The 25,269-nt window shown below is 53.9% G+C and carries 17 protein-coding genes; 6 read left to right on the top strand and 11 right to left on the bottom strand.

Going from position 1 to position 25,269, the window contains the following annotated elements:
- Positions 1–5 precede the first annotated feature (5 nt).
- The 5 genes from G7064_RS19060 to G7064_RS19080 form a co-directional block, all read right to left on the bottom strand.
- Positions 6–1,049 carry a glycosyl hydrolase gene (locus tag G7064_RS19060; RefSeq protein ID WP_205711145.1) on the bottom strand — a complete coding sequence of 348 codons (1,044 nt, stop codon included), beginning with the start codon at positions 1,047–1,049 and terminating at the stop codon, positions 6–8.
- A 1-nt stretch (position 1,050) separates the two neighbouring features.
- On the bottom strand, positions 1,051–2,385 hold the full coding sequence (locus tag G7064_RS19065) for a rhamnogalacturonan acetylesterase (protein ID WP_166074840.1): 1,335 nt from the start codon (positions 2,383–2,385) through the stop codon (positions 1,051–1,053).
- 84 nt (positions 2,386–2,469) lie between these two features.
- Positions 2,470–4,122 carry an FAD-binding dehydrogenase gene (locus G7064_RS19070; protein ID WP_240935597.1) on the bottom strand — a complete coding sequence of 551 codons (1,653 nt, stop codon included), beginning with the start codon at positions 4,120–4,122 and terminating at the stop codon, positions 2,470–2,472.
- Between the two features lie 49 nt (positions 4,123–4,171).
- Positions 4,172–4,876 (bottom strand): hypothetical protein, encoded by a 705-nt coding sequence (locus G7064_RS19075; RefSeq protein WP_166074841.1) that lies wholly within the window; start codon positions 4,874–4,876, stop codon positions 4,172–4,174.
- 168 nt (positions 4,877–5,044) lie between these two features.
- On the bottom strand, positions 5,045–5,827 hold the full coding sequence (locus tag G7064_RS19080; protein WP_166074842.1) for a hypothetical protein: 783 nt from the start codon (positions 5,825–5,827) through the stop codon (positions 5,045–5,047).
- Between the two features lie 324 nt (positions 5,828–6,151).
- Between G7064_RS19080 and G7064_RS19085 the strand changes: the two genes are divergently transcribed.
- From G7064_RS19085 to fbaA, 3 genes are all read left to right on the top strand, one after another.
- Complete coding sequence (locus G7064_RS19085; protein ID WP_240935599.1) at positions 6,152–8,128, top strand: MGH1-like glycoside hydrolase domain-containing protein; 1,977 nt, start codon at positions 6,152–6,154, stop codon at positions 8,126–8,128.
- The gene (locus tag G7064_RS22555; RefSeq protein WP_240935601.1) at positions 8,125–8,805 is read left to right on the top strand and encodes a hypothetical protein; all 681 of its coding nucleotides are present in this window, start codon (positions 8,125–8,127) and stop codon (positions 8,803–8,805) included. Before G7064_RS19085 ends, G7064_RS22555 begins: the two co-directional genes overlap by 4 nt.
- Before the next feature lie 262 nt (positions 8,806–9,067).
- Positions 9,068–10,150, top strand: a complete 1,083-nt coding sequence (fbaA, locus tag G7064_RS19090; RefSeq protein ID WP_166075215.1) for a class II fructose-bisphosphate aldolase — start codon at positions 9,068–9,070, stop codon at positions 10,148–10,150.
- Positions 10,151–10,224: 74 nt separating this feature from the next.
- Here the strand turns inward: fbaA and G7064_RS19095 are convergent, their stop codons facing one another.
- The 3 genes from G7064_RS19095 to G7064_RS19105 form a co-directional block, all read right to left on the bottom strand.
- The gene (locus tag G7064_RS19095) at positions 10,225–12,135 is read right to left on the bottom strand and encodes a DUF294 nucleotidyltransferase-like domain-containing protein (protein ID WP_166074843.1); all 1,911 of its coding nucleotides are present in this window, start codon (positions 12,133–12,135) and stop codon (positions 10,225–10,227) included.
- Between the two features lies 1 nt (position 12,136).
- On the bottom strand, positions 12,137–12,850 hold the full coding sequence (locus tag G7064_RS19100) for a 3'-5' exonuclease (RefSeq protein WP_166074844.1): 714 nt from the start codon (positions 12,848–12,850) through the stop codon (positions 12,137–12,139).
- 75 nt (positions 12,851–12,925) lie between these two features.
- Positions 12,926–13,987 carry a LacI family DNA-binding transcriptional regulator gene (locus G7064_RS19105; protein WP_166074845.1) on the bottom strand — a complete coding sequence of 354 codons (1,062 nt, stop codon included), beginning with the start codon at positions 13,985–13,987 and terminating at the stop codon, positions 12,926–12,928.
- Between the two features lie 147 nt (positions 13,988–14,134).
- Here G7064_RS19105 and G7064_RS19110 point away from each other — a divergent pair, with 147 nt between their 5' ends.
- The 3 genes from G7064_RS19110 (at position 14,135) to G7064_RS19120 (ending at position 19,342) form a co-directional block, all read left to right on the top strand.
- Positions 14,135–15,124, top strand: a complete 990-nt coding sequence (locus G7064_RS19110; protein ID WP_166074846.1) for an arabinan endo-1,5-alpha-L-arabinosidase — start codon at positions 14,135–14,137, stop codon at positions 15,122–15,124.
- 307 nt (positions 15,125–15,431) lie between these two features.
- Positions 15,432–18,275, top strand: coding sequence for a bifunctional transaldolase/phosoglucose isomerase (locus G7064_RS19115; RefSeq protein ID WP_166074847.1), 2,844 nt, complete (start codon positions 15,432–15,434; stop codon positions 18,273–18,275).
- A 158-nt stretch (positions 18,276–18,433) separates the two neighbouring features.
- Positions 18,434–19,342 (top strand): glycoside hydrolase family 43 protein, encoded by a 909-nt coding sequence (locus tag G7064_RS19120; RefSeq protein ID WP_240935603.1) that lies wholly within the window; start codon positions 18,434–18,436, stop codon positions 19,340–19,342.
- A gap of 76 nt (positions 19,343–19,418) precedes the next feature.
- Here G7064_RS19120 and G7064_RS19125 read toward each other — a convergent pair whose 3' ends face one another.
- The 3 genes from G7064_RS19125 to G7064_RS19135 form a co-directional block, all read right to left on the bottom strand.
- Positions 19,419–21,260: an NPCBM/NEW2 domain-containing protein gene (locus tag G7064_RS19125; RefSeq protein ID WP_166074849.1), complete on the bottom strand. Its 1,842-nt coding sequence runs from the start codon at positions 21,258–21,260 to the stop codon at positions 19,419–19,421.
- A 101-nt stretch (positions 21,261–21,361) separates the two neighbouring features.
- Positions 21,362–23,464, bottom strand: a complete 2,103-nt coding sequence (locus G7064_RS19130; protein WP_166074850.1) for an alpha-L-arabinofuranosidase C-terminal domain-containing protein — start codon at positions 23,462–23,464, stop codon at positions 21,362–21,364.
- Positions 23,465–23,556: 92 nt separating this feature from the next.
- A complete protein-coding gene (locus tag G7064_RS19135) occupies positions 23,557–25,239 on the bottom strand; it encodes a sodium/sugar symporter (RefSeq protein ID WP_133273361.1) in 1,683 nt (560 codons plus the stop codon).
- Between the last annotated feature and the right edge of the window lie 30 nt (positions 25,240–25,269).

A 25,269-nucleotide genomic window follows, 5' to 3' on the forward strand; every position in this document is an offset into this window, starting at 1 on the left:
GCTTTTTACAATCGTTTTTTCGGTTGCTTACCAGTTGGCTTGAGCTGAATATACGTGGGCTGGTCCCGGTCGCAGGTGAGCTTGCCGTTGGCGTAGTGCAGCTCAGTTACCTGAATCAGGCTGCGTTTGGTGGCTAAAGTGGCCGCTGCGGAAGGTGTGCCTTCGGTGCGCCCGGGGTGGGTGAAGTAGAACAGATACGCCCGGTCACCTTGCACTACCACGTCGGGGTGGCCGCCAATGGCTTGATCTTCTGAGCCTTTGCCGGGTAGCTCTACTAAGTGCTCTTCTTGCGGCTGCCACTGCTGTAAGTCGGTGGAACTGTACACGCCCAGGCCTTTCCATTTGTCGATGATCATCCAGTAGCGTTCGTGCCAGCGGAAAACTTTGGGACCTTCACCGCGCTCCTTCAGGGCCAAGCCTTTGTCTTGCCAATGGCAGAGGTCGGGGCTGTCGGCGTAGTAAATGGATTTGCCGTCGCGCTCATTGTTGTACCACATGCGCCACGTGCCATCGGGTTGGCGAAATACGCTGGCATCAATGACTTTGTCAGTGGTTAGGCTAAGCGTCGATTCGTATTTCCAATTCAGCAAATCTAAACTGGTAAGGTGCAGAATATGACGCGGGTGATTCCAATCGGTAAAAATGCCCGGCACGTAGGTCAGAAACATGTGATAACCGCCTTTTTCATCCTCCACAACATCGGGCGCCCAGTGCGTGTACTGCGGGGTCGGGCGGTAGTTGATGTTAGCTGTGTCGCGGTAGCTCCACGTGGCGCCGCCATCCGCCGATTCGGCAATACCGATGCGCGTACCGTGCACCCAGGTTACGCCCTCGGCAGCGGGGTCGGTGGCACGGCGGTTGGTGTAAAACATAAACCACTTTTTCTCCCGCTTATTCCAGATGACCACCGGGTCGGCAGCACCGTCGAAAATGGGGTCGCGGTACAGGGGCTTGGGCGCCAGTTTGCCCGCCGGCCGGGTTTGCGCCGCGGCATACGTGGGGGGCAAAAACAGGATCAGTAACAGGCAATACAGGCTGTATTTTATCATGCTAATTGCCATCGGGTTTTACAGTATCAGTGCGCGGGCTTTCGGCCCACTGCCAAGCGGCTAAGGCATCAGGTTGGGTAGGGGAGAAGGGTGGGGTGTCATTCCTGAGAAACTTCACTAAGCCTAGCTTATTAGCTTTGACGCCTTCCACTACGCACTTGGCAATTTGGTAGGCGCCATACGGGCTGAAGTGCGTGTTATCGGCCAGGGCTTGCTCCTGTCCCGGATAGGTGTTGGCCGGGTAATGCACGAAGGCTTTCTTCGACTCTTCCACGCCTATCGTTTCGTAGAGCGTTTGGGTCATGGCGGTGAGGTCAATGAGCGCGACGTTTTCGGCGCGCGCAACTTGGCGCGCGGCTTCTGGGTAGTCGCCAAGGCTGTTTTCAATCTTGCCATTAGCCCCAAATGAGCGGCGGCTGGTAGAAGTTAGAATGACCGGAATGCCACCCTTCTTTTTGGCTTCCCTTACGAACAGCTTCAGGCGCTCCGTGTAGGAGTTATAGGCGCCATCCTGGGGGCCTTTTTCCTTCTGGTCATTGTGCCCGAATTCGATAAATAGGTAGTCGCCGGGCGTCATCACGCTCAGTACTTTTTCCAGGCGCCGCGAGCCCAGAAAGCTGCCCAGACTCAGGCCCGATTCGGCGTGATTGGCAACGGCCACTCCGGACTTCAAAAAGCGCGGCAACATCTGTCCCCACGAAGCCCAGGGCTCCTCTTCCTGATTGACGACGGTAGAATTGCCAGCCAGAAAAACTGTTACCGCGTTTAGAGCAGGCGTTATTTCCAGAGAATTCAGACAGGTAGCGGCGCCGTTGAATTCTAGCGTGAGCTTGTTATCCCAATCGAGCTTGGTCAGTTCCCGCGGTTTCAAAGCCACCGAATTGCCCCCCAGAATCTGCCGACTTTTGATGTTAATAGTAAACGTGTGCGTGCTGAATTTGCCCGGCTCGGTTTCCGTCTTTTCCAGCAGTAAGCGGCGCGATTCTGCCTTTACGGAGGTAGCAGAGCGACCTTTTGCATCGCCAAGAGTAAAGGTCACATTGTAGTTTCCCTCCGGCAAATCGACGGAGAAGTAAAAGGGCTTGTCACTAGTTACAAAATCGCTCTTTAGTGCGTCTTTTCCGCCTCGGTCAACAGCTTTAACAGTGGTATTGAAATCGAAGCCGTAGCCTTTGTCTGCTGCGTACACAGCAGTCGGTAAAACCTGCTGGTAGCCAGCCGCTGTTTTACCCGATCCAAAATCGAATCTAAAGCTGGTTTTAGCTGGTTGCGCGGCTACGCTTTTGACTGTGAGCAGGCAAACAAGGCAAGCCAATAAGAGGCGAGTGCATTTCATAAGGGCAGTGCAGCGACAGAAACTTGCCAACGAACTAAATGTAAACGCCGCCTCGTAGTCAGCTTCCCTGTACTGTAGGGTGTGCTAAATAACGGCGTGCGCAGCAGCACGGCCGGCTACTCGGCCTGAGAAAAGGCAGCCACCGAGGAAGGTGCCCTCCAAAGCACGGTAGCCGTGCATCCCACCACCGCCAAAACCCGCGACTTCGCCCGCCGCATACAGACCACGCACAGGGTTGCCATCTTCATTCAGTACCCGCCCAGAAAGGTCGGTTTCGAGGCCTCCGAGGGTCTTGCGAGTGATGATGTGCAGGCGCACCGCAATGAGCGGCCCAGCCGCCGGGTCGAGCAGACGGTGGGGCTTCGCCGTGCGGATAAGTTTGTCTCCCAGATAGTTGCGGGCACCCCGCAGAGCCGTAATCTGGCTGTCTTTGCTGAAGGGATTGTCCAGCTGCCGGTCGCGGGCTCGAATTTCGCGCTCCAGAGAAGCGAGGTCGATGAGCGGAGCTTCTGTTAAAGCGTTCATGCCCTGCACGAGGTCGGCTAAGTTGTCTTTTACTACAAAGTCGGCGCCGTGTTTTTTGAAGGCCTCAACAGGAGCCGGCGCGGCTTTGCCAAAGGCGCGGCCAAGGGTCTGGCGCCAGTCTTTGTTGGTCAGATCGGGGTTTTGCTCCGAGCCGGAAAGGGCGAATTCCTTCCGCAGAATGCGCTGTGTTAGCACAAACCAGCTGTAGTCGTGACCTGTTTGGCGCAGGTGCCGCAGCGTGCCCAGCGAGTCGAAGCCCGGGAACAAGGGCACGGGCAGGCGATTTCCACGCGCATCAAGCCACAGCGACGAAGGGCCGGGCAGAATGCGGATGCCGTGGTTGGGCCAGATGGGGTTCCAGTTTTGGATGCCTTCCGGGTAGTGCCACATACGGTCCTGGTTGATTAAATTCCCCCCAGCGGCGGCGCTGATGCCCAGCATCAGGCCATCGACGTGGGCGGGCACACCCGACAGCATGCTTTTGGGGGGCTCGCCGAGGCGCGCGGGCCAGTTTTGCCGCACCAGCGCATGATTGGCCCCAATACCACCAGAAGTTACGATGACTGCCTGGGCATAAAACGCGAAGTCGCCGACGGCTATGCGAGAGCTTTTCTGCCCGCGCAGCACGTCGCTGGGTTCGAGGATTTCACCCAACACGCCATTCACGACGCCATTTGTTACGATTAACTCTTCTACTCGATGCCGAAATTTGAAGGTGATGAGGCCGCGTTTTACGCCTTCGCGCACGCGGCGCTCAAATGGCGCTACCACACCGGGCCCGGTGCCCCACGTGACGTGGAAGCGCGGCACAGAATTGCCGTGCCCGATAGCGCCGTAACCACCTCGTTCGGCCCAACCCACCACGGGAAAAAAGCGCATACCCTGCTGATAAAGCCAAGAGCGCTTTTCGCCAGCCGCAAACTCAACATAAGCTTCGGCCCAGCGCCGGGGCCACTTGTCCTCGGGGCGGTCGAAGGCAGCGGTGCCAAGCCAGTCATCTAAGGCCAGCGCGTGCGAATCGCGGATGCCGAGGCGGCGCTGTTCAGGTGAATCGACCAGAAAAATGCCCCCCAGCGACCAGAAAGCTTGTCCGCCGAGGCTTTGCTCGGGTTCCTGATCCAGTAGTAATACTCGCTTGTTCGCGTCAGCTAGCTCTGCGGCGGCTACCAGCCCCGCTAGCCCAGCCCCAATCACAATAACATCAGCTTCCATACGCAGAATGGAACAGGTACAAATACTGAAAGTTGACTATCCAGCTTAATTAGGGTGTAGGCTTTTGCGTTTGGAACCATGCATTGTATCGCCGTACGATCTGTGGAATGTCGCGATACCGATAACGTCGGGATTTTAAATCAGCAACTAATTCTGGGCATTCGCTGAAATAAGTGACGGCGTCCTTGGGGAATTTCCACGCATTAGTATGAGCTAGGCGATCCTGGTTTTCACGATAAATAACAAAGGAGCGTGCGGGGTTTCGACCTAATCCACGCCGCCTTGGTGCCGTAAACAAAGGATAGTTCGAGTTTTTTTGAGGGACTATATAGAAATAAACGTTAGGATTGTTGGGCATCGGTGTTGGCCCAGTATCATGCGCACTGTAGTAATAAAGTTGGGCCTCCCCGGTTATTAGCTGTTGCAAAAAACCGCGATTTGGCTTTGTACTGCCATTCTGCAAAAAAGGAAAGGAAATATAGCGTATTGTATCCTGGTCTTTAAAGTAAGTGTAGGAAGCAAGTTGATAGCCATCTAGAGTGAGCCGCTGGTTTCCTTGCACCGTTAGAAATTCTACTTGAATCTGTTGCAATAAAGGGTCGGTGGGATAGATGGCCCCCAGCAAGGTGTCGCCTCCTGTGGTGACTACGTAACCTGGCAATGGCTTTTTCTTCTGAGAAAAGGCGCTGATGCTCAAACTTAAGAAGCAAATAAGTAGAACCGGTCCACAGCGCTGACGGAGAGTGTGAGACATAGATGAGGTCTAGATAACATTAGATAACGAGAGCAAGTATCTAATTAAGTGTGAATTAGGTAGGCTTATCTAGACCTTAATAGGTAGGATGAAAAGTAATTCGTAAACAGCATCCATTCGGGTAGGTCACTAGGTACGCATATTGAACGTTAGCTAGTCAACTCATTATCAAGGAGCAGACTTGCGCGTAAGATGCCAGGCGTTGTAGCGCCGTACTATTTGTGGTAGGTCGCGGGCCTGGTACTGACCTGATTGAAGATCAGCGACTAGGTCGGGAAAATCGGCAAAATAAGCAGCCGCATCTTTCGGGAATCTCCATCCATTAACGTCTTCCAGCCGGCTCTTATCCGCGCGATAGATGACGAGGGTGTTGTCGGGATTGTACACTCCACGCTTACTCAACGGGCCGAATGTGGGGTATTTTGCGTTTTTCTGCGGTTTGATGCTAGGAGTTAATGGAGTGCTATTCATCAGGGAGTGGGCATAAGCACTCACCTGCTTTGAAGTAGTCGAATTGCTGGGGCTAGTACTGAGCAAGCCGCCACTGTTAAAGGAGGTCAGTTGCTGACCAGAATTGTGAAAGCTGTAATAATATAATTGCGCCTTGCCGGCCACTACCTGCTGTAAGAAACCCCGACAGGGCTTATCCATGCCGCGCTGTGCAAACAGAAGCGAAACGTAGCGTATGGTGTCCAGGTCTGTGTAGTAAGTGTAGGACGCGAGTTGATAGCCATCCAGAAAAAGGCGTTGGTGGCCCTGCATTGGAATAAACTCCACCCGGTATTGCTGCGTGAGCCTACTAGCCGGAACAATTGCCCCCCGCAGCGTGTCGCCGCCAGCCGTAACGACGTAGCCCGGCAATGGCTTTTTCTGAGCAGGCGCACTCAGGCTCAGCCCCAGCAGAAAAGTCAGAAGCAGGGAGAAGCGGTGCCAATGGAGTAGAAACTGCATAACGGAGTGGAAATGCAAGAGGGAGAAGCCTACTGCTAAGTAAGTAAAGTATAGCTATTCTCCTACGGTTTAGGCTAGCCATTTTGTAGCATGCTTATCTTTTGTAGAAACTAACCATGCTAAGTGAGGCTACGCTGTCAGTAAATTCCTGCGCGGATGCCGAAACTGCTCTATCTTTCGTCCCCTGGCCTGAAGAGTTCTGTGGTTGCGTAAGCCGCTGGCGGAGCTCAAGGCAGGCAGCATTGTTTCCAAATTTCCAGTATGAAGCAACTATCCTATTCAGCGGGCTTTGTGCTCGCATGTTCTCTCTTAAGTGCTTGTCAGATGCAACAAACGACTGATACAGACGACTCTGGGGCGGTGTGGAAGTCGGAGGCGTACGCCGTGTATCGCGATAGTGTGGTGCAGGGTAAGCACGTAGCCCGGGTCGTTTCACCTACCTCGCTCACCTCAAACTACCAAAGCCCTGCGAATGAGTTTCAGAGCCCGGAAATTAACTTTAAGTTTAGTATAAACAGCAAGGACAACGAGCTGGCGCCGGGCCAGGATCATCGGTTTATTGCGGTGCCGCGGGCGGGGAAAACAGCCCCCGAACTACCGGTCATTGTGTTTGGGCAGCGCTACGTAGACCCCGGAGCGGTACCAGCCAACTTGTATTTGCCCCCCAACACACCCATGAAGATTCGGCTGGATATGCGGCCGGTGTTGGCGGCGTTTAAGAAGCAAGGTTTCTACACCACTTTCAAAGGCGAGAAGATTTATAAGGAAGACTTCAAGAAGGTATTTGTAGCTGGCAACACGGCTCCGCTTAGCTGGGATTTTGACAACCTTGTGAACAAGCCCGAACTGGAGCTGAAAGACCCTGATGGCAACGGCATTTATGAGACTACACTGACCCTAAATGCCCCCCAGGCCGCCGAAACCACTGCCGGCAAGTGGGAGAAGTCGATTAACACGGATGATTTTCCGCAGTACACTTCTGATTATCCGATAGCCGATGCGCTGTATAATTTGGCGCTAGAGGAAGCCCGCCGCGCCGTGGAGCCGGATAGCACCTTCCGCACCGGTAAGGAGTGGGCCGGCGTTTGGACCCGCGACATCAGCTACAGCATCATTCTGTCGATGGCCATGCTACAGCCGGAAGTAGCTAAAAACAGCTTGATGCGTAAGGTATCGAAGGAGGGGCGTATTATTCAGGATACGGGCACGGGCGGCGCATACCCATGCTCCACCGACCGCATGATTTGGGCCACGGCCGCCTGGGAAATCTATAAAGTGACAGGCGAGGAGCAGTGGCTGCGCACGGTGTATCCCATCATCCAAAAGTCGATTGAGGACGATGTTCAGAACGCTTATAACGCGCAGACGGGCATGGTACGCGGCGAGTCATCGTTTTTGGATTGGCGGGAGCAAACCTACCCTAAGTGGATGCAGCCCGTGGACATTTATGAGTCGGAAACGCTGGGTACGAATGCCGTGCACTACCACGCCAACGTAGTGCTCAGCCAGATGGCCCAAATCCTCGGTGAGGCGGCCGTAGCCAGCAAGCACCAGCAGCTGGCCCAGCAGATTAAGCAAGGTATAAATAAGTACCTGTGGCAACCCGAAAAAGGATATTACGGCCAGTTTCTGTACGGGCGTACCTACAAAATACTGTCGCCACGGGCTGAGGCCTTGGGCGAGGCGCTCACCGTACTTTTTGGTATTGCGGAAGGCGAGCGTGCGGAGCAAGTGGTGCAAAAAACACCCACCACACCCTACGGCATTAGTTGCATTTACCCGCAGATACCTGGCATTCCGCCTTACCACAATAACGGCGTGTGGCCTTTTGTGCAAAGCTATTGGGCCCTGGCAGCGGCTAAAGTCGGCAACGATGCCTCTTTAACCGAAAGCATTGCCGCCATTTACCGCCCCGCTGCTTTGTTCTTGACCAACAAGGAAAATTTCGTGGCGGAAAACGGCGATTTCGCCGGTACTCAAATTAACTCGAGCAATATGCTCTGGAGCCTTTCCGGTAGCCTGAGCCTCGTGTACAAGGTGCTGTTTGGAATGGATTTTCAGGCCGATAAGCTCGTGCTGCGGCCGTTTGTACCAAAGGCATTTGCCGGACCGCGTAAGCTTTCAAACTTCAAGTATCGCGGTGCGGTGCTGGATTTGGAGATGGAGGGCTACGGCAATGAAATAACGACTATTACAATGGATGACAAGCCATTGGCCAATGCTACCATCCCTGCCACGCTTACCGGCCGCCATAAGGTTCGGATTCTCTTAGCCGGAAAAGCCCCCAGAAAGCCCCCGTGACTCAGGTAGCGAACCGATTCTCACCGGCAGCCCCCGAAGTAAGTTTTGCGAACAACCGCCTCACCTGGAATAAGCAGGAAGGGGTAAGAAGCTACCGCATCCTGAGAAATGGCCAGGCAATAGCCACGACCACCGCCTTGGAATCGCCGGCCGATGCCACCGCGTACGCTGAGTATCAGGTGATAGCTGTAGACGCGGCAGGCCTCGAATCGTTTGCCAGCGAGCCACTGGCGGTAAATAGCGAGAAATTCAGCCAGCTCTATCAATTGGAAGCTGTTGCGCCGAAGGCGACGTTGCCGTACAAGGGCTTCAGTGGTCAAGGCTTCATTGAAGTCAGCAAGACGAAAAACAAGACGCTGCCTATTCGCGTGACGGTGCCAGCAGCAGGTCTGTATGCTGTTGATTTTCGCTATGCCAATGGCAACGGACCCATCAATACGGAGAATAAATGCGCTATTCGCACCCTGCGCAACGGTCAGCAACAGCTAGGAACCATTGTGATGCCTCAGCGCGGCGTAGCCGAGTGGTCGAACTGGGGCTTCTCCAACTCCGTGCTGGTACGTTTGGAAAATGGCCCCCAGACGTTGACTTTAGCCTTTGAGCCCGCTAATGAGAATATGAATGGCGCGGTGAACCAAGCTATGCTGGACTATGTGCGCCTGACGCGAGTACAGTAATGGCAACTGCGGCAAAGGACAGTAAAGACTGAATCCATGATGCGGTCATGCAGAGCGGAGCGAAGCATCTCGCGTGCTGATGAGAGAGTAGTAATCTAACGACCGCACGCGAGATGCTTCGCTCTGCTCTGCATGACCGTCGTTTTGAAGTGAGTTGCTGCCATACCTATAAAAAAAGGGCGTTTGGTTCGTCGGTAAAATGTTGGAAATTGCCACTCCTACTTCCCACCCTATACTTTTTGCTCTTACACCATTTCTTATGATGACTGAACAACTAACCACACTGCGAGCCGGCGTACTTCACGGCGACGAAATTCAGGCCCTTTTCCGTCATGCGAAGGCCAATGCCTACGCTATGCCGGCCGTGAACGTGACGGGCACCAACACGGTGAACGCCGTATTGGAAGCAGCCAAGGCTGTGAATTCGCCGGTTATGATTCAGTTCTCAAACGGTGGCGCGCAGTTTTTTGCTGGTAAGTCAATTCCGAATGGTGACCAGCGCGCTAGCATCGCAGGGGCCATTTCGGGCGCTCAGCACGTGCACCTGATGGCTGAGCTGTACGATGTGCCCGTTGTTCTGCACACCGACCACGCCGCCAAGAAATTGCTGCCCTGGATTGATGGTTTGCTGGCAGCCGGCGAGAAGCATTTCGCCCAATATAGCCAGCCGCTGTACAGCTCCCACATGCTCGATTTGTCGGAGGAGCCGATTGAGGAGAACATCGAAATCTGCAAGCGCTATCTGGAGCGCATGAGCAAGATCGGGATGACCCTGGAAATTGAGCTTGGCGTAACTGGTGGCGAGGAAGACGGCGTCGACAACTCCGACGTCGATAGCTCAAAGTTGTATACTCAGCCTGAAGAGGTTGCCTACGCCTATGAGCAGCTGAGCGCCATCAGCCCCCGCTTTACCATCGCGGCGGCCTTTGGCAACGTGCACGGCGTGTACAAGCCCGGCAACGTGAAGTTGCAGCCGAAAATCCTGCACAACTCGCAAGAGTTTCTGCGCAGTAAGCACAGCATCACGGAGGCACTGCCCATCGACTTTGTGTTCCACGGCGGCTCGGGTTCTAGCCAAGAAGAAATCCGCGAAGCAATTAGCTACGGTGCCATCAAGATGAACATTGACACTGATTTGCAGTGGGCATTGTGGGAAGGCATCAAAGACTACTACCAGAAGAACGAAGGCTACCTACAAGGCCAAATCGGTAACCCTGACGGCGCCGATTCGCCCAACAAAAAGTATTACGACCCACGTGTGTGGCTCCGCAAAGGTGAAGAAACTTTCGTGGCGCGCCTGAAGCAGGCATTCGAAGACTTGAACGCCGTGAACCGTCGTCCCTAGTTCAGTAGCTTTGATAAATTTCACTAAAAAAGCCCCTCAGAAATGTTTCTGGGGGCTTTTTTGGCTCTGTATAGTTATAACGTCTTTGTGAAGCTCACCCGGATTTTAACCTGGAAATCGGATATCACTTTGAAGGTTTCCTTTAGCGTAACCTGCTCTACTTGGGTGAGTGTGCGCGGGTCGAGGTAGTTAGTAGGAGGGGTGCGGTCGTTGATGATTTGCTGGGCCTGCTTCTTGAGGCGAATGCCCATCAGGTAATAATAGGCGTGTAAAAGCTCTTGGTATTCTTTGTCGGTAAACACGTTTTGCTCATTGAGCAAGGCCATACGCTCACCGGTATTGGTGGTGAAAATCTGCTGGCGCAGAGCGTACACGCGCACCAGATCAACAATGGGCGTCATGGTTTTTTTTAAGTCGAAAACCTGCTGCGAGCCTTGCGTGAAGGTGCGGATGTTGCGGAAAAACGTGAGCGGTGGCTCGTATTGCAGAGCGTTATTGGCCATGTAATACAGGAAGCGGTCGAGGCGGCCTTGCAGCTCGGCGCGCAGATGATCTTGCAGCTCCGTTACCAAGCTTTCCTCGCCGTAGAGGTAGCGACAGTCGAAAAAGCTGGAAAACTTCATTACCGTTTCCTGGTTCGCCTCCGTCATCCAGGCCGTGTAGTTGCGCTTCCAATGCGACAGTGAATGCGTCCATTTCGGGTTCATGGCCATCAGGCCGCCTTCGCAAAAGGAGAAACCGATGTTGTTGAGCCGCTCCGAAACAATGCGCGCAAACTCCAAGAAGTATGCGCGTACCGCTTCGCGCTGCTCGTTGGCTTTGTCTTCGTAAATGATGGCGTTATCCTGATCGGTGAGCAAGGTTTGCTCTTTGCGGCCCTCGCTGCCCAGCACAATAAACGCAAACTTGGCGGGCGGCGGCCCTTGCTCCTGAATCACTCCCTCGATGACTTTGAGCGCAATCGTGTCAGAAACGCTGGAAATAATTTGGTTGACGATTTCGGGCTTCACGCCGCGGTCCAGCAGTTGATACACCATGTTGGGCACCTGCTCCCAACGCCGCTTCAACTCCCGTACCGACAGCGTTTGCTTGACGGCCTGAATGAATACAAACGGGGATTGTGCTTGGTCGCTGAGTAGCTTGTTGCGGCTGATAAACCCGATGTATTCGTCGGCCTTTTTCACCAGCAAATACCGGGTTTTAGTCCTGAACATCCGCAGCACAGCCTCATACACAAACGCTTGACTGTCAATGTCCACCACGGGTGCATCCATGATTGTGGCCACCGGCTGATTCGCGTCGAGCAAGCCAGCTACGACCTTGTCGCGCAGGGTTATATCGGTCACATAGCCTATGATGGAAGCGTTGGGTTCGTCGTTGGTAATGAAGTAGCAGCTGGTGCGCGCGGCGGCCATGCGGCGGGCCACTTCATGAATGGGCGTGCTGCCGGGGCAGGCTATAACATCGCGCAGCTCCACGGTTTCGAGGCGGCGCGAATACAGCTGGTCGGAGGCAATGTAATTTTGCCCCCCAGCCTTATGATCGGGCCGCAAAAAGTGGGCATACTCGGGGTTGAGCATTTGCTGCCCATACCGGTGCGTGAAGTATTGAAAGAAGTCTTCGTACGCCTGGCACAGAGCCCTAAAGTCGCGCCGATGCAGAAAGTACACGCGCGTGCCTTTGCGGGCTATGACGGTGCGCAACGACCGTTTTTTGTTCAGCAACACCGATACACCGCCGTAGCAGGAGCCCGGGGGGCTAATTTCGATCAGACGTTTGTTCTGTTGGCTGTCGTAGAAAAACGTCTCGTATTCACCCTCCACAATAAGGTCGATTCCGCGTAGCTTCGACACATCCTGCAGGTAAATAACGGCTTCCTTCGGGTGTATTACTTCCTGTAGCAACTCCGCTACTTCCTCCAGCACATCGATGGGAAGGCGGTTGAAAGGCGTTGCCGTTTTGAGAAATTCTAGGCGGTCGTTCATGTCAGAAGAGAAGGAGCAGAGCCACTAGGGCAGCGAGGGCCAGAACTACGATAAAATGCGTCAGAGATGGGCGCCACCGCCGCGAAACGGTTTTCCCGGGTTCACCAAGGGGGCGTTGGGCCATAATAATCTGTTCATCAATGTCGCCACGCTGCCACAGGGCAAAAAAGCAGCGGGCGGTGGCGTACGCATCGGTTAGAGCATCGTGCTCGCGCGCCATTGGCTCCCCAAAAAGCCTTTGGTGCAGCTCATTTAGCCGCAGCCCGCGTTTTGGCTGAGTCGAATACTGGAGAAAGCGGGCCGAAGTAAGCATGGTGCAAAACGTGGGCAGCTCACTCACCGGATTATCTAGCCCGGCGCGATAAAAGCCCACGCCCATCATATGATAATCGAGCTGCATAAAATGCGCCACCACTAGCGGCTGATACTGAAGGAGATCGTCGTATAAACGACGCATTACCTCGTGCCGCGGCTTGCCATGCTCCCGCAAAAATTCCGGCGTAATGCCATGAATGGTGGCGGAAGCCGGACTCATGTCGTAGTCGCTGGACAGGATGTAATGATTCTCGGCCTTCACTTCCTGCCCGTCGCGCGTGTACACCACCCACGCTAGCTGAGCAATATGGGGCCAGTTGTCACGACTCGAATACGGCTTATTCCAATCCTGCGGGATGCCGGAAGTCTCCGTATCAACAAAAAGCAGATATTCTCTCACGTTGCTCTGCTTTAGATAATGGTCGCGTAAGCTAGGTGTCGGCTAAACAAAGAAGTCTAGGGGCAAATTTACTGCCTACCGCTTCCCCGAATGCAGCGACGACTCCCGAATAAATAATTGCGGCTGCAACACCACCTGGCGCTGATAAAAGGGCGTGCCTTTGGCTTCCACCAATTCCATAAATAAGCGCACCGTGGCCTGCCCCATCTCTTCGCAGCGTTGATCGACGGAAGTCAGCATGGGCTCGGTGATGGCCGTGAAGCCTTCGTTGCTGAAGCCCGCCAGCGCAATATCCTCGGGCACGCGAATGCCCCGGCTTTTGAGTAGCTGAAGCGCCCCCAGAATAGCGGAGTCGCCGGCGGCAAAAACGCCATCCGGTGGGTTCGGCAACGCCAGCAGCTGCTTCATGCCTTCCGTGCCCTGCTCCAGGGTCATGTCGGAATAGATAATCATATCCTCATCCAGCGGCAAGTCAAAGCTGCGTAGCGCATCGACGTATCCCTGACGACGATTTTTGTAAATATTCAGGTGTTGGGGCCCCGCAAAGTGCGCCACTCGGCGGCAGCCCTGCTCCAGTAGGTGCTTAGTAGTTTGAAAGGCACCTTCCCTGTCGTTGAGCACCACGGCGTTTACGTTGTCGCCTTCCAGAATGCGGTCAAAAAATACCAAGGGAATACCTCGTTTTCGCACCTTTTCGAAGTGCTTGAAATCGCGCGTATTACGGGATAACGAAACCAAAATGCCCGCTACTTGCGCGTTAAGCAAGGTTTCGATGTTCTTGCGCTCGTTGGCTACATCCTCGTTCGACTGGCAAAAGATTACGCTAAAGCCTGCCTTGCGGGCCGCCGTTTCGATGCCATGTACCACCGAGGGAAAAAAGCGCCCTTCAATGTAAGGCACAATGACGCCAATAAGCTTGCTCTTGCCCTTGCGCAACGCCGCCGCCATCTGATTGGGCTGGTAGTTAAGCTTTTTGGCCAGCTTCAATACCTTCTGCTTAGTGGCCGGCCCAATGCTGTAGTGGTCACTGAGGGCACGAGAAACAGTGGTCATGGAAACGCCTAGCTCCTTGGCTAAATCGGCCATTGAAACTGGGCTGTCAGGCACTTCCTCCTTCTTGGGTTTGCGTGGGTTCATAATTCATATTCGTGATACTCCGTGGGGTAGTGCCCGCCCTAGCTCGTTCAGTTGCTTCCTCTGTCAACAAAGAGTCACAATGAATCTGCACAATTTTACTTATTTAAGCATAGATTACACAATCGTTAATGTAAATCAGATGCTCCTATGAAAAAACTTGTATACCTGAGCCTTCTGCTGCTAGTCGCTCAGTGGGCGCAGGCGCAGGCAAGCAAAGACCTGATTCCGGCCCACGATCCAGTGATGATTCGGCAAGATGGCACGTATTATATGTTCTGCACGGGGCCAGGCATTGCAATATGGTCATCGAAAGATAGGCAACAATGGCAGCGTGAGAAGCCCGTGTTCAGTGAGGCTCCAAGCTGGGCTGTAAAAGCCGTGCCGGGGTTTAAGAATAACCACATTTGGGCCCCAGATATTTCTTTTCAGAATGGGCAGTATTACCTCTATTATTCGATCTCAGCCTTTGGGAAAAACACTTCTTGCATTGGCTTAGCGACGAATAAAACCTTGAATCCAGCGTCGCCTGATTACAAATGGGTGGACAAAGGCAAAGTTATTCAGTCGGTGCCGGGCCGGGATATGTGGAATGCCATTGACCCCAATCTGGCGCGTGATGCGGCCGGTACGCCCTGGCTTAGCTTCGGCTCGTTCTGGAATGGAATTAAGCTGGTAAAGCTTCGCGACGATCTGACAGTTCCGGCCCAACCCGAGCAATGGCGCACCATTGCCAGCCGGCCCCGCAATGCTCAACTCACCGACTCCATGCCCGGCGACGCGGCCATTGAAGCACCCTTTATCTTCAAGAAAGGACCCTACTATTACCTATTTACGTCGTTTGACTTCTGCTGCCGTGGGCCGCAAAGCACGTACAAAATGGTGGTTGGCCGTGCCAAGGAAATTACTGGCCCTTACACCGATAAAGCCGGCGTGGGATTAGAACAGGGTGGCGGCACGCTGGTGATGGAGGGCGACAAGGACTGGTACGGCGTCGGTCATAATTCCGTATACACCTTTGATAACCAAGATTATCTGGTTTTTCACGGATATGACGCGGCCGACAAGGGGCGGGCTAAGTTGCGGATGGAAAAGCTAGTCTGGGATAAGGATGGCTGGCCAGTACCGGAGCAGAAGTAAGTGGTGAACAAAAAGCGCTATTTTGCCTACTTTGCACAAACGATTGTGAAATAATATTGTCGAATCGGTGTCAATAGTTGATTTATCCGATTCTTACCTTGAATTTGTCCGACCAGACAACATGATGAAGAAAGGTTGTTGTCCGTCTCATAACGAGGGGCACGGAGCAAATTTTACCTCGTTTCTACGAACCCGTTTTTAATAGTTCGTTTTGCTGAATTAATACGTAGACAGAATGTATGCTGGGGGGCATTTATCTTCAGCCGCTCAGAAAGACTGACACCTAAGCTTTAAAACCATCTTTCGCATGAACCCATTAGTAGCCATCCGCCAGTTTGACCAAAGCATCTGGCTCGACTTCATTCGGCGTAAAATTCTCATCAACGGGGAGTTACAGCGTCGCATTACCGACGAAGCCCTGCGCGGCGTCACGTCTAATCCGGCCATTTTTGAGAAGGCCATCGGGGGCAGCGACGACTACGACGCGGCTATTGAGAGCTTGGCTTTGCAGAATAAATCGGCAGATGAGATCTACACCGAACTGGCCATTGCCGACGTGCAGCACGCCTGCGACCTGTTTCGGCCCGTGTACGACAGCCACGATAATTCTGGCGACGGCTACGTGAGCTTAGAAGTATCACCGGCCTTAGTGAACGATACGGAAGGTACTATCGAGGAGGGCATACGCTTCTGGAAAGCCGTTGACCGCCCTAATGTGATGATCAAAGTACCAGCAACCCTGGAGGGGCTACCCGCCATTCGTCGGCTTATTGCCGAGGGCATTAATGTGAATGTGACGTTGATTTTTGGTTTGGAACGCTACAAGCTGGTAGCTGAAGCCTACTTATCAGGCTTAGAAGACCGCGTAAAGGCCGGCCAGCCCATCGATAAAATTGCCTCCGTAGCTAGCTTCTTCCTCAGCCGTATTGATGTGCTGATTGACCCAATGCTGGAAAAGATTGCGGCTGAAGGCGGCGAGAAAGGCGAGTTGGCGCAGTCGATGGTAGGCGAAGTGGCGTTGGCCAGTGCCAAGCAGGCCTACCAAATCTACAAGGAGATATTTGTGGGTCCTCGGTGGGAGGCTTTACAAGCCAAAGGCGCCAATACGCAGCGTTTGTTGTGGGCCAGCACCGGCAATAAAAACCCGAAGTACGACGACCTAAAGTACATCACCAACCTCATTGGGCCGCGCACGGTGAACACAGTGCCGGTGGAAACGCTGGATATTTTCCGCGAGAAAGGCCAGCCCGCCGACCATCTGGAAGAAGGCCTGGAGAAAGCTCAGGAAGTACTTCGGCGCTTACCGGAGCTGGGGCTAAATCTGGAGGAGTTGACCAATCACCTAGAGGTGGATGGCGCCAAGAAATTCAACGAACCCTTTGGCAAGCTGATGGAATCGTTGGAGAAGAAACGGCAGAAAGCGCTGGGCATCACGGTGGCTCCGGCCACAATGCAGCTAGGCGATTTCCAAGCGGCTATCGACGCTAAAACTCAGGAGTTCAACGCCAAAAACTTTACAGAAGGCTTCTGGCAAAAAGATGCCACCCTTTGGACCCAAGATGCGGAGGCCCAGCAGAGCGTTCGCAGTTTTATGGGCTGGTTGCGCGTAGCCGAAACAATGGTAAAGGCGGTGCCCGAGATCGAGCAGTTTGTGCACGAGGTGAAGGCTGCCGGCTTTAAGCATGTAGTTGTGATGGGCATGGGTGGCAGCACGATGGCACCTATCGTGTTCAAAGAGTCATTTCCGATGGGGGAAAATGGCTTGCCCATTTCGGTGTTGGATACTACGGATCCTGGCACAGTTAAGCAGATCGAAGAATCCGTTCCGCTGGCTGACACGCTGTTTATCGTAGCCAGCAAATCGGGCACGACGGCTGAGCCGCTGGCGTTTGGCGACTATTTCTATGACCGCGTTAAGCAAATCAAAGGCGATAAGGCGGGCGAAAACTTCGTAGCTATTACTGACCCCGGCTCCAAGTTCGTGACCTCGGCCACGGAGCAGGGATACCGGCGTATTTTCCTCAACTTCCCGGAGGTTGGGGGGCGTTTTTCGGCCTTAACTTACTTTGGTCTGGTGCCCGCTGCACTGCACGGCATAAGTATTGGCGAACTGCTGGCGCGGGCCATCGGGATGATGCGGGCTTGCGGCGCTTACGGCGCTGGGGGGCAAAATCCGGGCTTAGAACTGGGTACGGCTCTAGGCGTGCTCGCCGAGCAAGGCCGCGACAAGCTCACGCTAGTTGTTCCTAAGTCATTGAGCGACCTAGGCTTGTGGCTGGAGCAACTATTAGCGGAAAGCACCGGCAAAGAAGGCAAGGGCATTCTGCCTGTAGCCGGTGAGCCGCTCGGTGAGCCAAGCCTGTACGGCCATGACCGCGTGTTTGTGTACGTGGGCTATGAGAACGAAGCTGATGAAGCCAACCAGACCAAGCTGCAACAGTTAGCGCAAGACGGTCATCCGGTTATCACAATTCTGATGAAAGACGCGCTGGATCTGGGCGCTGAATTCTACCGTTGGGAAGTAGCAACGGCCGTAGCCAGCGCCGTGTTTGGCATCAATCCCTTTGACCAGCCCAACGTGCAGGCTGCCAAAACTGCCACTGATCGTTTGATGAAAGTGGTAGAGCAGGACGGGCAGATTCCGCAGAAAGAGGCGCCAAAAGTGACTGAAAATGGCGTAGCGTACTATACCGCCGTAAGTGGCAATGACGCCGCTGAAGTGCTCCAAAACTTCTTCGCGCAGGCCAAGTCCGGCGACTTTCTGAACGTGCAGGCATACCTCACGGAATCGCCGGCGATGAATGAGAGCTTGCAGCAACTGCGGGCTCAGGTGCAGGAGCAACTGCACATCGCTACTACATCGGGGTATGGGCCGCGTTTTCTGCACTCTACGGGGCAGTATCACAAGGGTGGACCCAACACGGGCCTGTTTGTGCAATTCACCGTCGATCATCCGCAGGATTTGCCGTTGCCGGGCCGCTCGTACACGTTTGGCACGTTCAAGAATGCCCAAGCTCAGGGCGACTTAGAAGCGTTGCAGCAAAACGATCGGCGCACTTTGCGCGTGCATTTGGGCCCCGATGCTGAACAAGGAATAAAAACCATGTTGGCAGCGCTGGCTACCGCGTCGCTCAGCGTACAAGAAGCGTAGGTAATACAACCAATGGTCTGCTCACCTAATGGGCAGGCCATTGGCCTTTACGCGTTAGTCATAGTCTTCTTAACCCCATCTAGATGAGAATAAACCTAACAGTTGCGGCAGCTTGCCTTGGGTTAGCTGCTTTTTTTTCTGCTTCTGCACAATCGATTGTGAAGCCTGAGCTCAACCCGCCGGGGGGCAATCCTATCATCAAGAACAAGTATACCGCCGACCCGGCCGCACTGGTTTACAAGGATAAAGTGTACATCTACGCTGGCCACGACGAGGCGCCCCCCAAGCAGGAGCGCTACGTGATGAACGAGTGGCTCTGCTTTTCGTCGCCGGATATGGTGAACTGGACGGAGCATCCGGTGCCGCTGGCTGCCAAAGATTTTGCCTGGGCCAAAGGCGACTCTTGGGCCTCGCAGGTGGTGGAGCGCAACGGCAAATTTTACTGGTACGTGGCCGTCGAGCATAGTACCATCCCAGGAAAAGCCATCGGGGTGGCCGTGGCCGATAATCCGCTGGGACCGTTCAAAGATGCGCGCGGCTCAGCCTTGATTACCAATGATATGACCACTAAAGCCACGATTAGTTGGGACGATATTGACCCTACCGTCTGGATCGACGAAAAAGGTCAGGCATACTTATTTTGGGGAAATACGGCTTGCTACTACGCTAAGCTAAAGCCCAATATGACGGAGCTGGATGGTCCCATCCAAACCATAGACGTGCCTAAATTCACCGAAGCCCCCTGGATTCATAAGCGCGGCGACTGGTACTACTTATCGTACGCGTCGGGCTTCCCGGAGAAAATCGTGTATGCCATGAGTAAGAAGATAGAAGGGCCGTGGGAGTACAAAGGCATTTTGAATGAAATAGCGGGCAATTCCAACACCAACCACCAAGCCATCATCGATTTCAAAGGCCAATCGTACTTTATCTACCACAACGGCGCTCTTCAAACGGATGGAGGCAGCTTCCGCCGTTCCGTCTGCATCGATAACCTTTACTACAATAAGGACGGCACGATTAAACGTGTGGTGATGACGACTGAAGGAGTGAAGCCAGTTAAATAATCGAGCTGTATTGACTACAGAAAGGGGCCGACTGCATGCAGTCGGCCCCTTTCTGTTGATTGAACGGACGTTAATCCTACTTTGATTTCTGCTTGGCAGAAACTCGATACAACCCAGCACCGTGACGCCGGATGTGGGGGGCAAATGTGCCGGTGAACGTGTCTATTTCTTTGCCCGTCCACATATTGCGAACGATACAAGCGGAGTTGAAACCCAGTTGTTGCAAGGCTACTTCCACCTGCGCTGAGTCGGGAGGCACCGGCTTAAATGGGTTCTTGGTAAACACCAGAAACTGCACCGTGCCGCCCGTATTCTGCGAAGCGCCCGCGTTGTCCAGCCCGACGGTGGCGGTGAAGCGAGTGAAGCCGGGGGGCAAATCGTACTCAATCATGGAGTTAGAATGGGTGCCGATGCCGTCGGTGTATTTTTTGCCCCCCACCAGCAAGTCAGCGCCCGACACGCTTTTGTTGGCCGTCACCTGGCCCCAGCCAGCGGAGGCTTGCTTCCAAGGTAAACTACTCAGTGCAACGCTTTTTTTGCCGTCGGATAGGGTAGGAGCCAGCCAATCGGCGTGATCCCAGGCAATGTCATCACCGCCGTTGCGCACATTTAGGTACAACTTTTTTGCCCCCCGAATGTCGATATCTATGGGTTGGCTATGCCCCGGCGTTTGACGCGTAATAAGGCCGCTCGACCAAGCCGCTTCTTTCTCTGTTGCAAGCTCCTGATCTTGGGCATTGAACAGCGCCAGGTATTTGTCGCCGGTTTTGGGGTCGTCGGCTACCCAAGCGATAAGGTCGTTTTGGCGGAAAAGCTGCCGGTTATTTGTGCTGGTGCTGTGCATGGATAACACTTCCTTATTCGTCAGCAACGACAGGGTAAAAGCATCGTTACTGGGTAAATCGCCCCCAAACATCAGCGGCGAACGGAAGATAGACCACAGCGACATGAGCGTGTATTGCTCGTCCTTGATGAAGCGCGACATACGGTCATCGCCCCGCTCCGCCCGAATTCCAATGCGGCCCAGCGGTAACATATCAGCATCGGGCCAGGCGCCCGGCATGCTGTAGGGCGCCCAGCGGTTACAGACTTCAAAGTGCTCCTTCAGCTGCTCCCAACTATCCCAGAAGTCGCCCACGGTGCGCCACATATTGGCGTGCTGCTGCACGTGCTTGGCTTGCGCAATGGGCGTTTCGCCCGGCGACGTGCTCAGCACAATCGGCCGACCCGTCAGGTCGATGGCCTTGCGAATCATCTCAACTTCCGGCGCGTGGTAGGGCGAAGAAAGGTCATCGACTTTCACGAAATCAACGCCCCAATCGGCGTACATCTTAAACAGCGAGTTGTAATACTCTTGCGCGCCCGGCCGTCCGGCCACTACAGTATACATATCGCGCAGCCACCCCGCCTGACCTTCCTTTGAGTAGATATCAGCTGCCGTTGCCTTGCTCCCCAGAATGGGCAGCTTCCGGTTGACGGCCACCACGGGTACGCCGCGCATAATGTGAATCCCGAATTTCAGCCCCTTACCGTGCATGTAGTCAGCCAGCGGCTTAAATCCTTGCCCATTCGCCGCCGAAGGAAACCGATTGACGGCCGGCACGAAACGTCCATACTGGTCAATGTTCCAGTCTGGATTCTTCTCGTTGTAGCCATGGGCTGTATCGTTGCCCACGTACCAGCGAATATCCACCACTATATATTCCCAGCCGCTAGCTTTAAGGTACTTAGCCATATAATCGGCGTTAGCTTTTACCTCGGCTTCCGTCACGGTAGGGCCGTAGCAGTCCCAGCTATTCCAGCCCATGGGCGGCGTAAGCGCCCACTGATAAAAAGCTGGCTTGGGGGGTGTTTTTTGCGCTTGAACAGATAGTCCCACGGCCAAAGCAGGAAGCAGCAGCTTAGCTAAGTGTTTCATTAAATAGGGCTTGAGTATGCGGCAGGGGCAAAAAAATAGGTGGGGAAAAAGAACCTGTTGCTTCCTTTTCCCCACCTATCAACTTCCGATTAATAGAACGCTTAGCGTTTACCAGGAACGCGTAAAACTGTGAAGGAATTGGGCGCCAAGGTGTAGCTGATAGTTGAAGATTTCACCGTGAATTTCTCCTCTTTTGGAGCAATGTTCATGGGCTGCTCAATGCTGTTTACTGCATTCAAATCGTTGCTGGCTAACACAATAGCTTTGCCCGACTTACCAAGTTTCTTCGCGCCGGCTAAGTTCAGGGTTACAGTGCGGGGCTGGGGCGAGTAATTCACCAGTTTCACCACTACCTCACCGACTTTATCATCGGCTACGGCGCTGGCGAAGAGGTTATCCTGGCCGTTTTTGGCGTTGTTGCCGAGCTGCACGGGCAGCATGGTGGTGCCGGGATTGGTAGCGAACAGCTTCTGCACGTAGTAGTTAGGCGTGCCGTATGCTTTCAGGTTGTCAAACCAGATAAGGTCCGGCGTCCACTGCCAGGCATCTACGTGGGCAAATAAAGGAGCATAGGAGGCCATCGTCACCACGTCGGCGTTGCGCTCCAGACCGGTCATAAAAGCGGCTTCCGAGATGGCACAATCCCAGTTGTTCTTGTTATCGGGGCTGCCGATGGCTACGCTTTGCGCGGCGTACTCGCCTGCGAAGATTTTCGGACCGGTGCGGGGATAGTTATCGTAGCGGCCTACGTTCTCGCGAAACCACTCGGGCTTCGCGTAGTAGTGCTCGTCAATCAGCTCGGCCTTCAGCTCCCGCAACTTTGCGCTGGCCTTATCAAATAGCTCACCGCCCGGCGAAGGACCCGCGCTGCTCACGATGCTCATATTCGGGTACTTCGCCTTCACGGCTTTGGCAAACGGCTCGTAGCGCTCCAAATACTGCGGCCCCCACTGCTCGTTCCCAATCCCGATGTACTTCAGATTGAAAGGGGCCGGATGACCCATTGCCACCCGTTTTGCCCCCCAAGTGCTGGTAGCGGGGCCGTTGGCAAACTCAATCAGGTCCAGCGCATCCTGGATGAAGGTGTCGAGGGTCGGCTCATCGTCGGCGTGGTCGTGGGCCGGGGCGCTGGGGCCACCGGCGGCGGTAATAGGGGCCAATTCAGCGGAGTTGAACTGGCAAGCCATTCCGACGTTCAAAATGGGCAGCGGTTCAGCACCCAAATCTTCGGAGAGTTGGAAATACTCGAAGAAACCCAGCCCAAACGACTGATAATAATCGGGTGTGAAGCGGTGCTTAAACTCGGTATTCCAGCGGTTGATAATGGGCGAGCGGGATGCTACATCACCAATAGTTTCCTTCCACTGGTACCGGTTGTCAAGCGTAACGCCCTCTACAATGCAGCCGCCGGGAAAGCGCAGAAAGCCGGGGTTCATATCTTTTAGCAGCTGCACTAGGTCGGCGCGCATGCCATTCTCACGCTTCATCCAGGTATCCTTTGGGAACAACGATACCACGTCCAGATCAAGCGTGCCCGTGCCATCTACGGTCAGCTTAAGGCGCGCTCTGGCTGCCGTAGCTGACGGCTTCAGTACGACACTGTACTTTTTCCACTCGTTCGTGAGGCCAGTGATTTTGGTTTGGGCCAAGACTTTACCCGAGGCAGGCGCTTCGGGACCTCCGCCCTGAGCACGCGCAGGCTCTTCAATCGTCACATTTAGCCCCCCAATGTTGCCGGGGCCACGGCGGGCATACACCGAAAATGTGTACTCGGCACCTTCCTTCACGCCCATTCCCCGAAAACCCTCGTTTACGAAGCCCGCGTCGGGGCTGGCGGTGGTAGCGGTCAGGTGGAGGAAGTGGCTGTTTTTCTCGCTGATGGGCTGCTGGCTGGAAACCGTATAGGTGGAGAGGGCCGAGGCGCCTTTGATACCTTTCCAGCCGATTAGGCGGTCATCGGTTTCAAACGACTTATTCTTAACGAGTTCTGGATAAAGACCACCATCGGCGCCGAAGTTGATATCCTCGAAAAACAAGCCGTACATAGTCTTAGCAACTGGGGCGCCGGGCTTGTTTACCTGCACTGTAATGGTACTGGGCGCGTTGGTCGTCTGGGCTTGTACTGAGTTGCTAATCAGCGCGCCAGATATACTTAAGCTTAACACAATCGATTGTGCTTTATGGGAAATAAAATGAGTTTCCATAAGTACGTTTTTAGGTGGGAAGTAGCCTTGTGAATTCATTATCTCAGATCATTTAAAAAAGCCCCCCAGAGAATAACTGGGGGCTTTTTTGATTACCAATAAACCGTGTAGAGCGTGGTAATTAGAACAAAGACCACGATAGAGCCAATGGCAAAGCTGCGGTTGGTCTTGAACATAGTCCGGTCAATTTCCAGCCCATTGGTTTTCACGCCCATGCTGTTCTCAATCAGGCTGATAATTATCATCATCAGTACACAGACAATGAACACAATGCCCATGCGGTCGAGGAAGGGAATCTCGTAGACGCCCGTGGCGCTTGGTACGGCAAAGCCGATAGGAGCCAGGAACGACAGGTCCATCATGTTTGGCAAGAACTTAAGCAGAACCGAGAGCAGGAAGCCGCCGATAGTAGCAAATAGAGCTGCCGTGGAGGTCGTTTTCTTCCAGAAGAAGCCTAGGATAAACATGGCGAAAATACCCGGCGACACGAAGCCCGTGTATTCTTGGATGTACTGGAAGCCGCCTTTTTTATCGATACCGAGGAAGGGAGCAATGAGTACGCCCAAAATCATGGCTACTACTACCGAGATTTTGCCCACGCGTACCAGTTGCTTCTCGGAGGCACCCTCATTGAACACTTTCTTGTATACGTCGAGAGTAAAGATGGTGGCAATACTGTTGGCTTTGCCGGCCAGCGAGGCTACCACCGCCGCCGTAAGTGCGGCAAAAGACAAGCCTTTCAGGCCCACGGGCAGAATGTTGAGCAGTACCGGATAGGCCCGGTCGGGGTTAAGCTCGCCGTCCTGCATCATCTCAGCACCGAATACATCGGCCTTAAACAGGACGTACGCCGCAATACCTGGCAACACCACAATTACGGGCATCAACATCTTCAGGAAGGCAGCGAATAGCAAACCAGCGCGAGCAGTGGGCAGATCGGCACCGAGGGCGCGCTGGGTGATGTACTGGTTGCAACCCCAGTAGTTCAGGTTTACAATCCACATACCGCCGAGCAGCACCGTTAGGCCGGGCAAATCGAGGTAGTTAGGGTTGTCGCGCTTAAAAATCATGTGGAAGTGGTCGTTGGCCTGGCTCGTCATCAGCGAGAAGCCCTTCAGTACACCTGTACTACCATAGTGCTCTGCCACCAGATTCAAGGCCAGATACGTAGTCGCTAAACCACCCAGAATCAGGAAGAACACCTGAATCACGTCGGTGTAGCCGATTACTTTCATACCACCCAAGGTGATGAAAATAGCGAATATGGCCAGCAGGTACATGCAGAGCGTAAGGTCGAAACCTGAGATACTGCTGATAGCAATTGCCCCCAGGTAAAGAATAGAAGTTAGGTTAACAACCACATACAGCATGAGCCAGAACACGGCCATAATCATGGCCACCGTGCTGTTATAGCGCTGACTCAGGAACTGCGGCATGGTGGCAATGTTGTTTTTCAGGTATACCGGAATGAAAAACACCGCCACAATAATCAGCGTGATAGACGCCATCCACTCGTAGGTGGCAATGGCCAGACCCATCTTAAAACCGGAGCCCGACATGCCTACAAACTGCTCGGCCGAGATGTTGGATGCGATAAGGGAAGAGCCGATAGCCCACCACGTCAGAGAGCCCTCCGCGAGGAAGTAGTCTTTGGAATCGCCGTCAACCGTTCCATCGTGTGTGTTCTTACGGCGATAAATCCAGATGCCATAGCCGGCAACAATGATGAAGTAGATAATGAAAACGATGTAGTCAATCGTTGCGAGCTGATTCATTTGAAAGTTGTAGGGCTTTTGGCTGACGAA

This window comes from Hymenobacter sp. HDW8 (assembly GCF_011305775.1).
Classification (GTDB): domain Bacteria; phylum Bacteroidota; class Bacteroidia; order Cytophagales; family Hymenobacteraceae; genus Hymenobacter; species Hymenobacter radiodurans.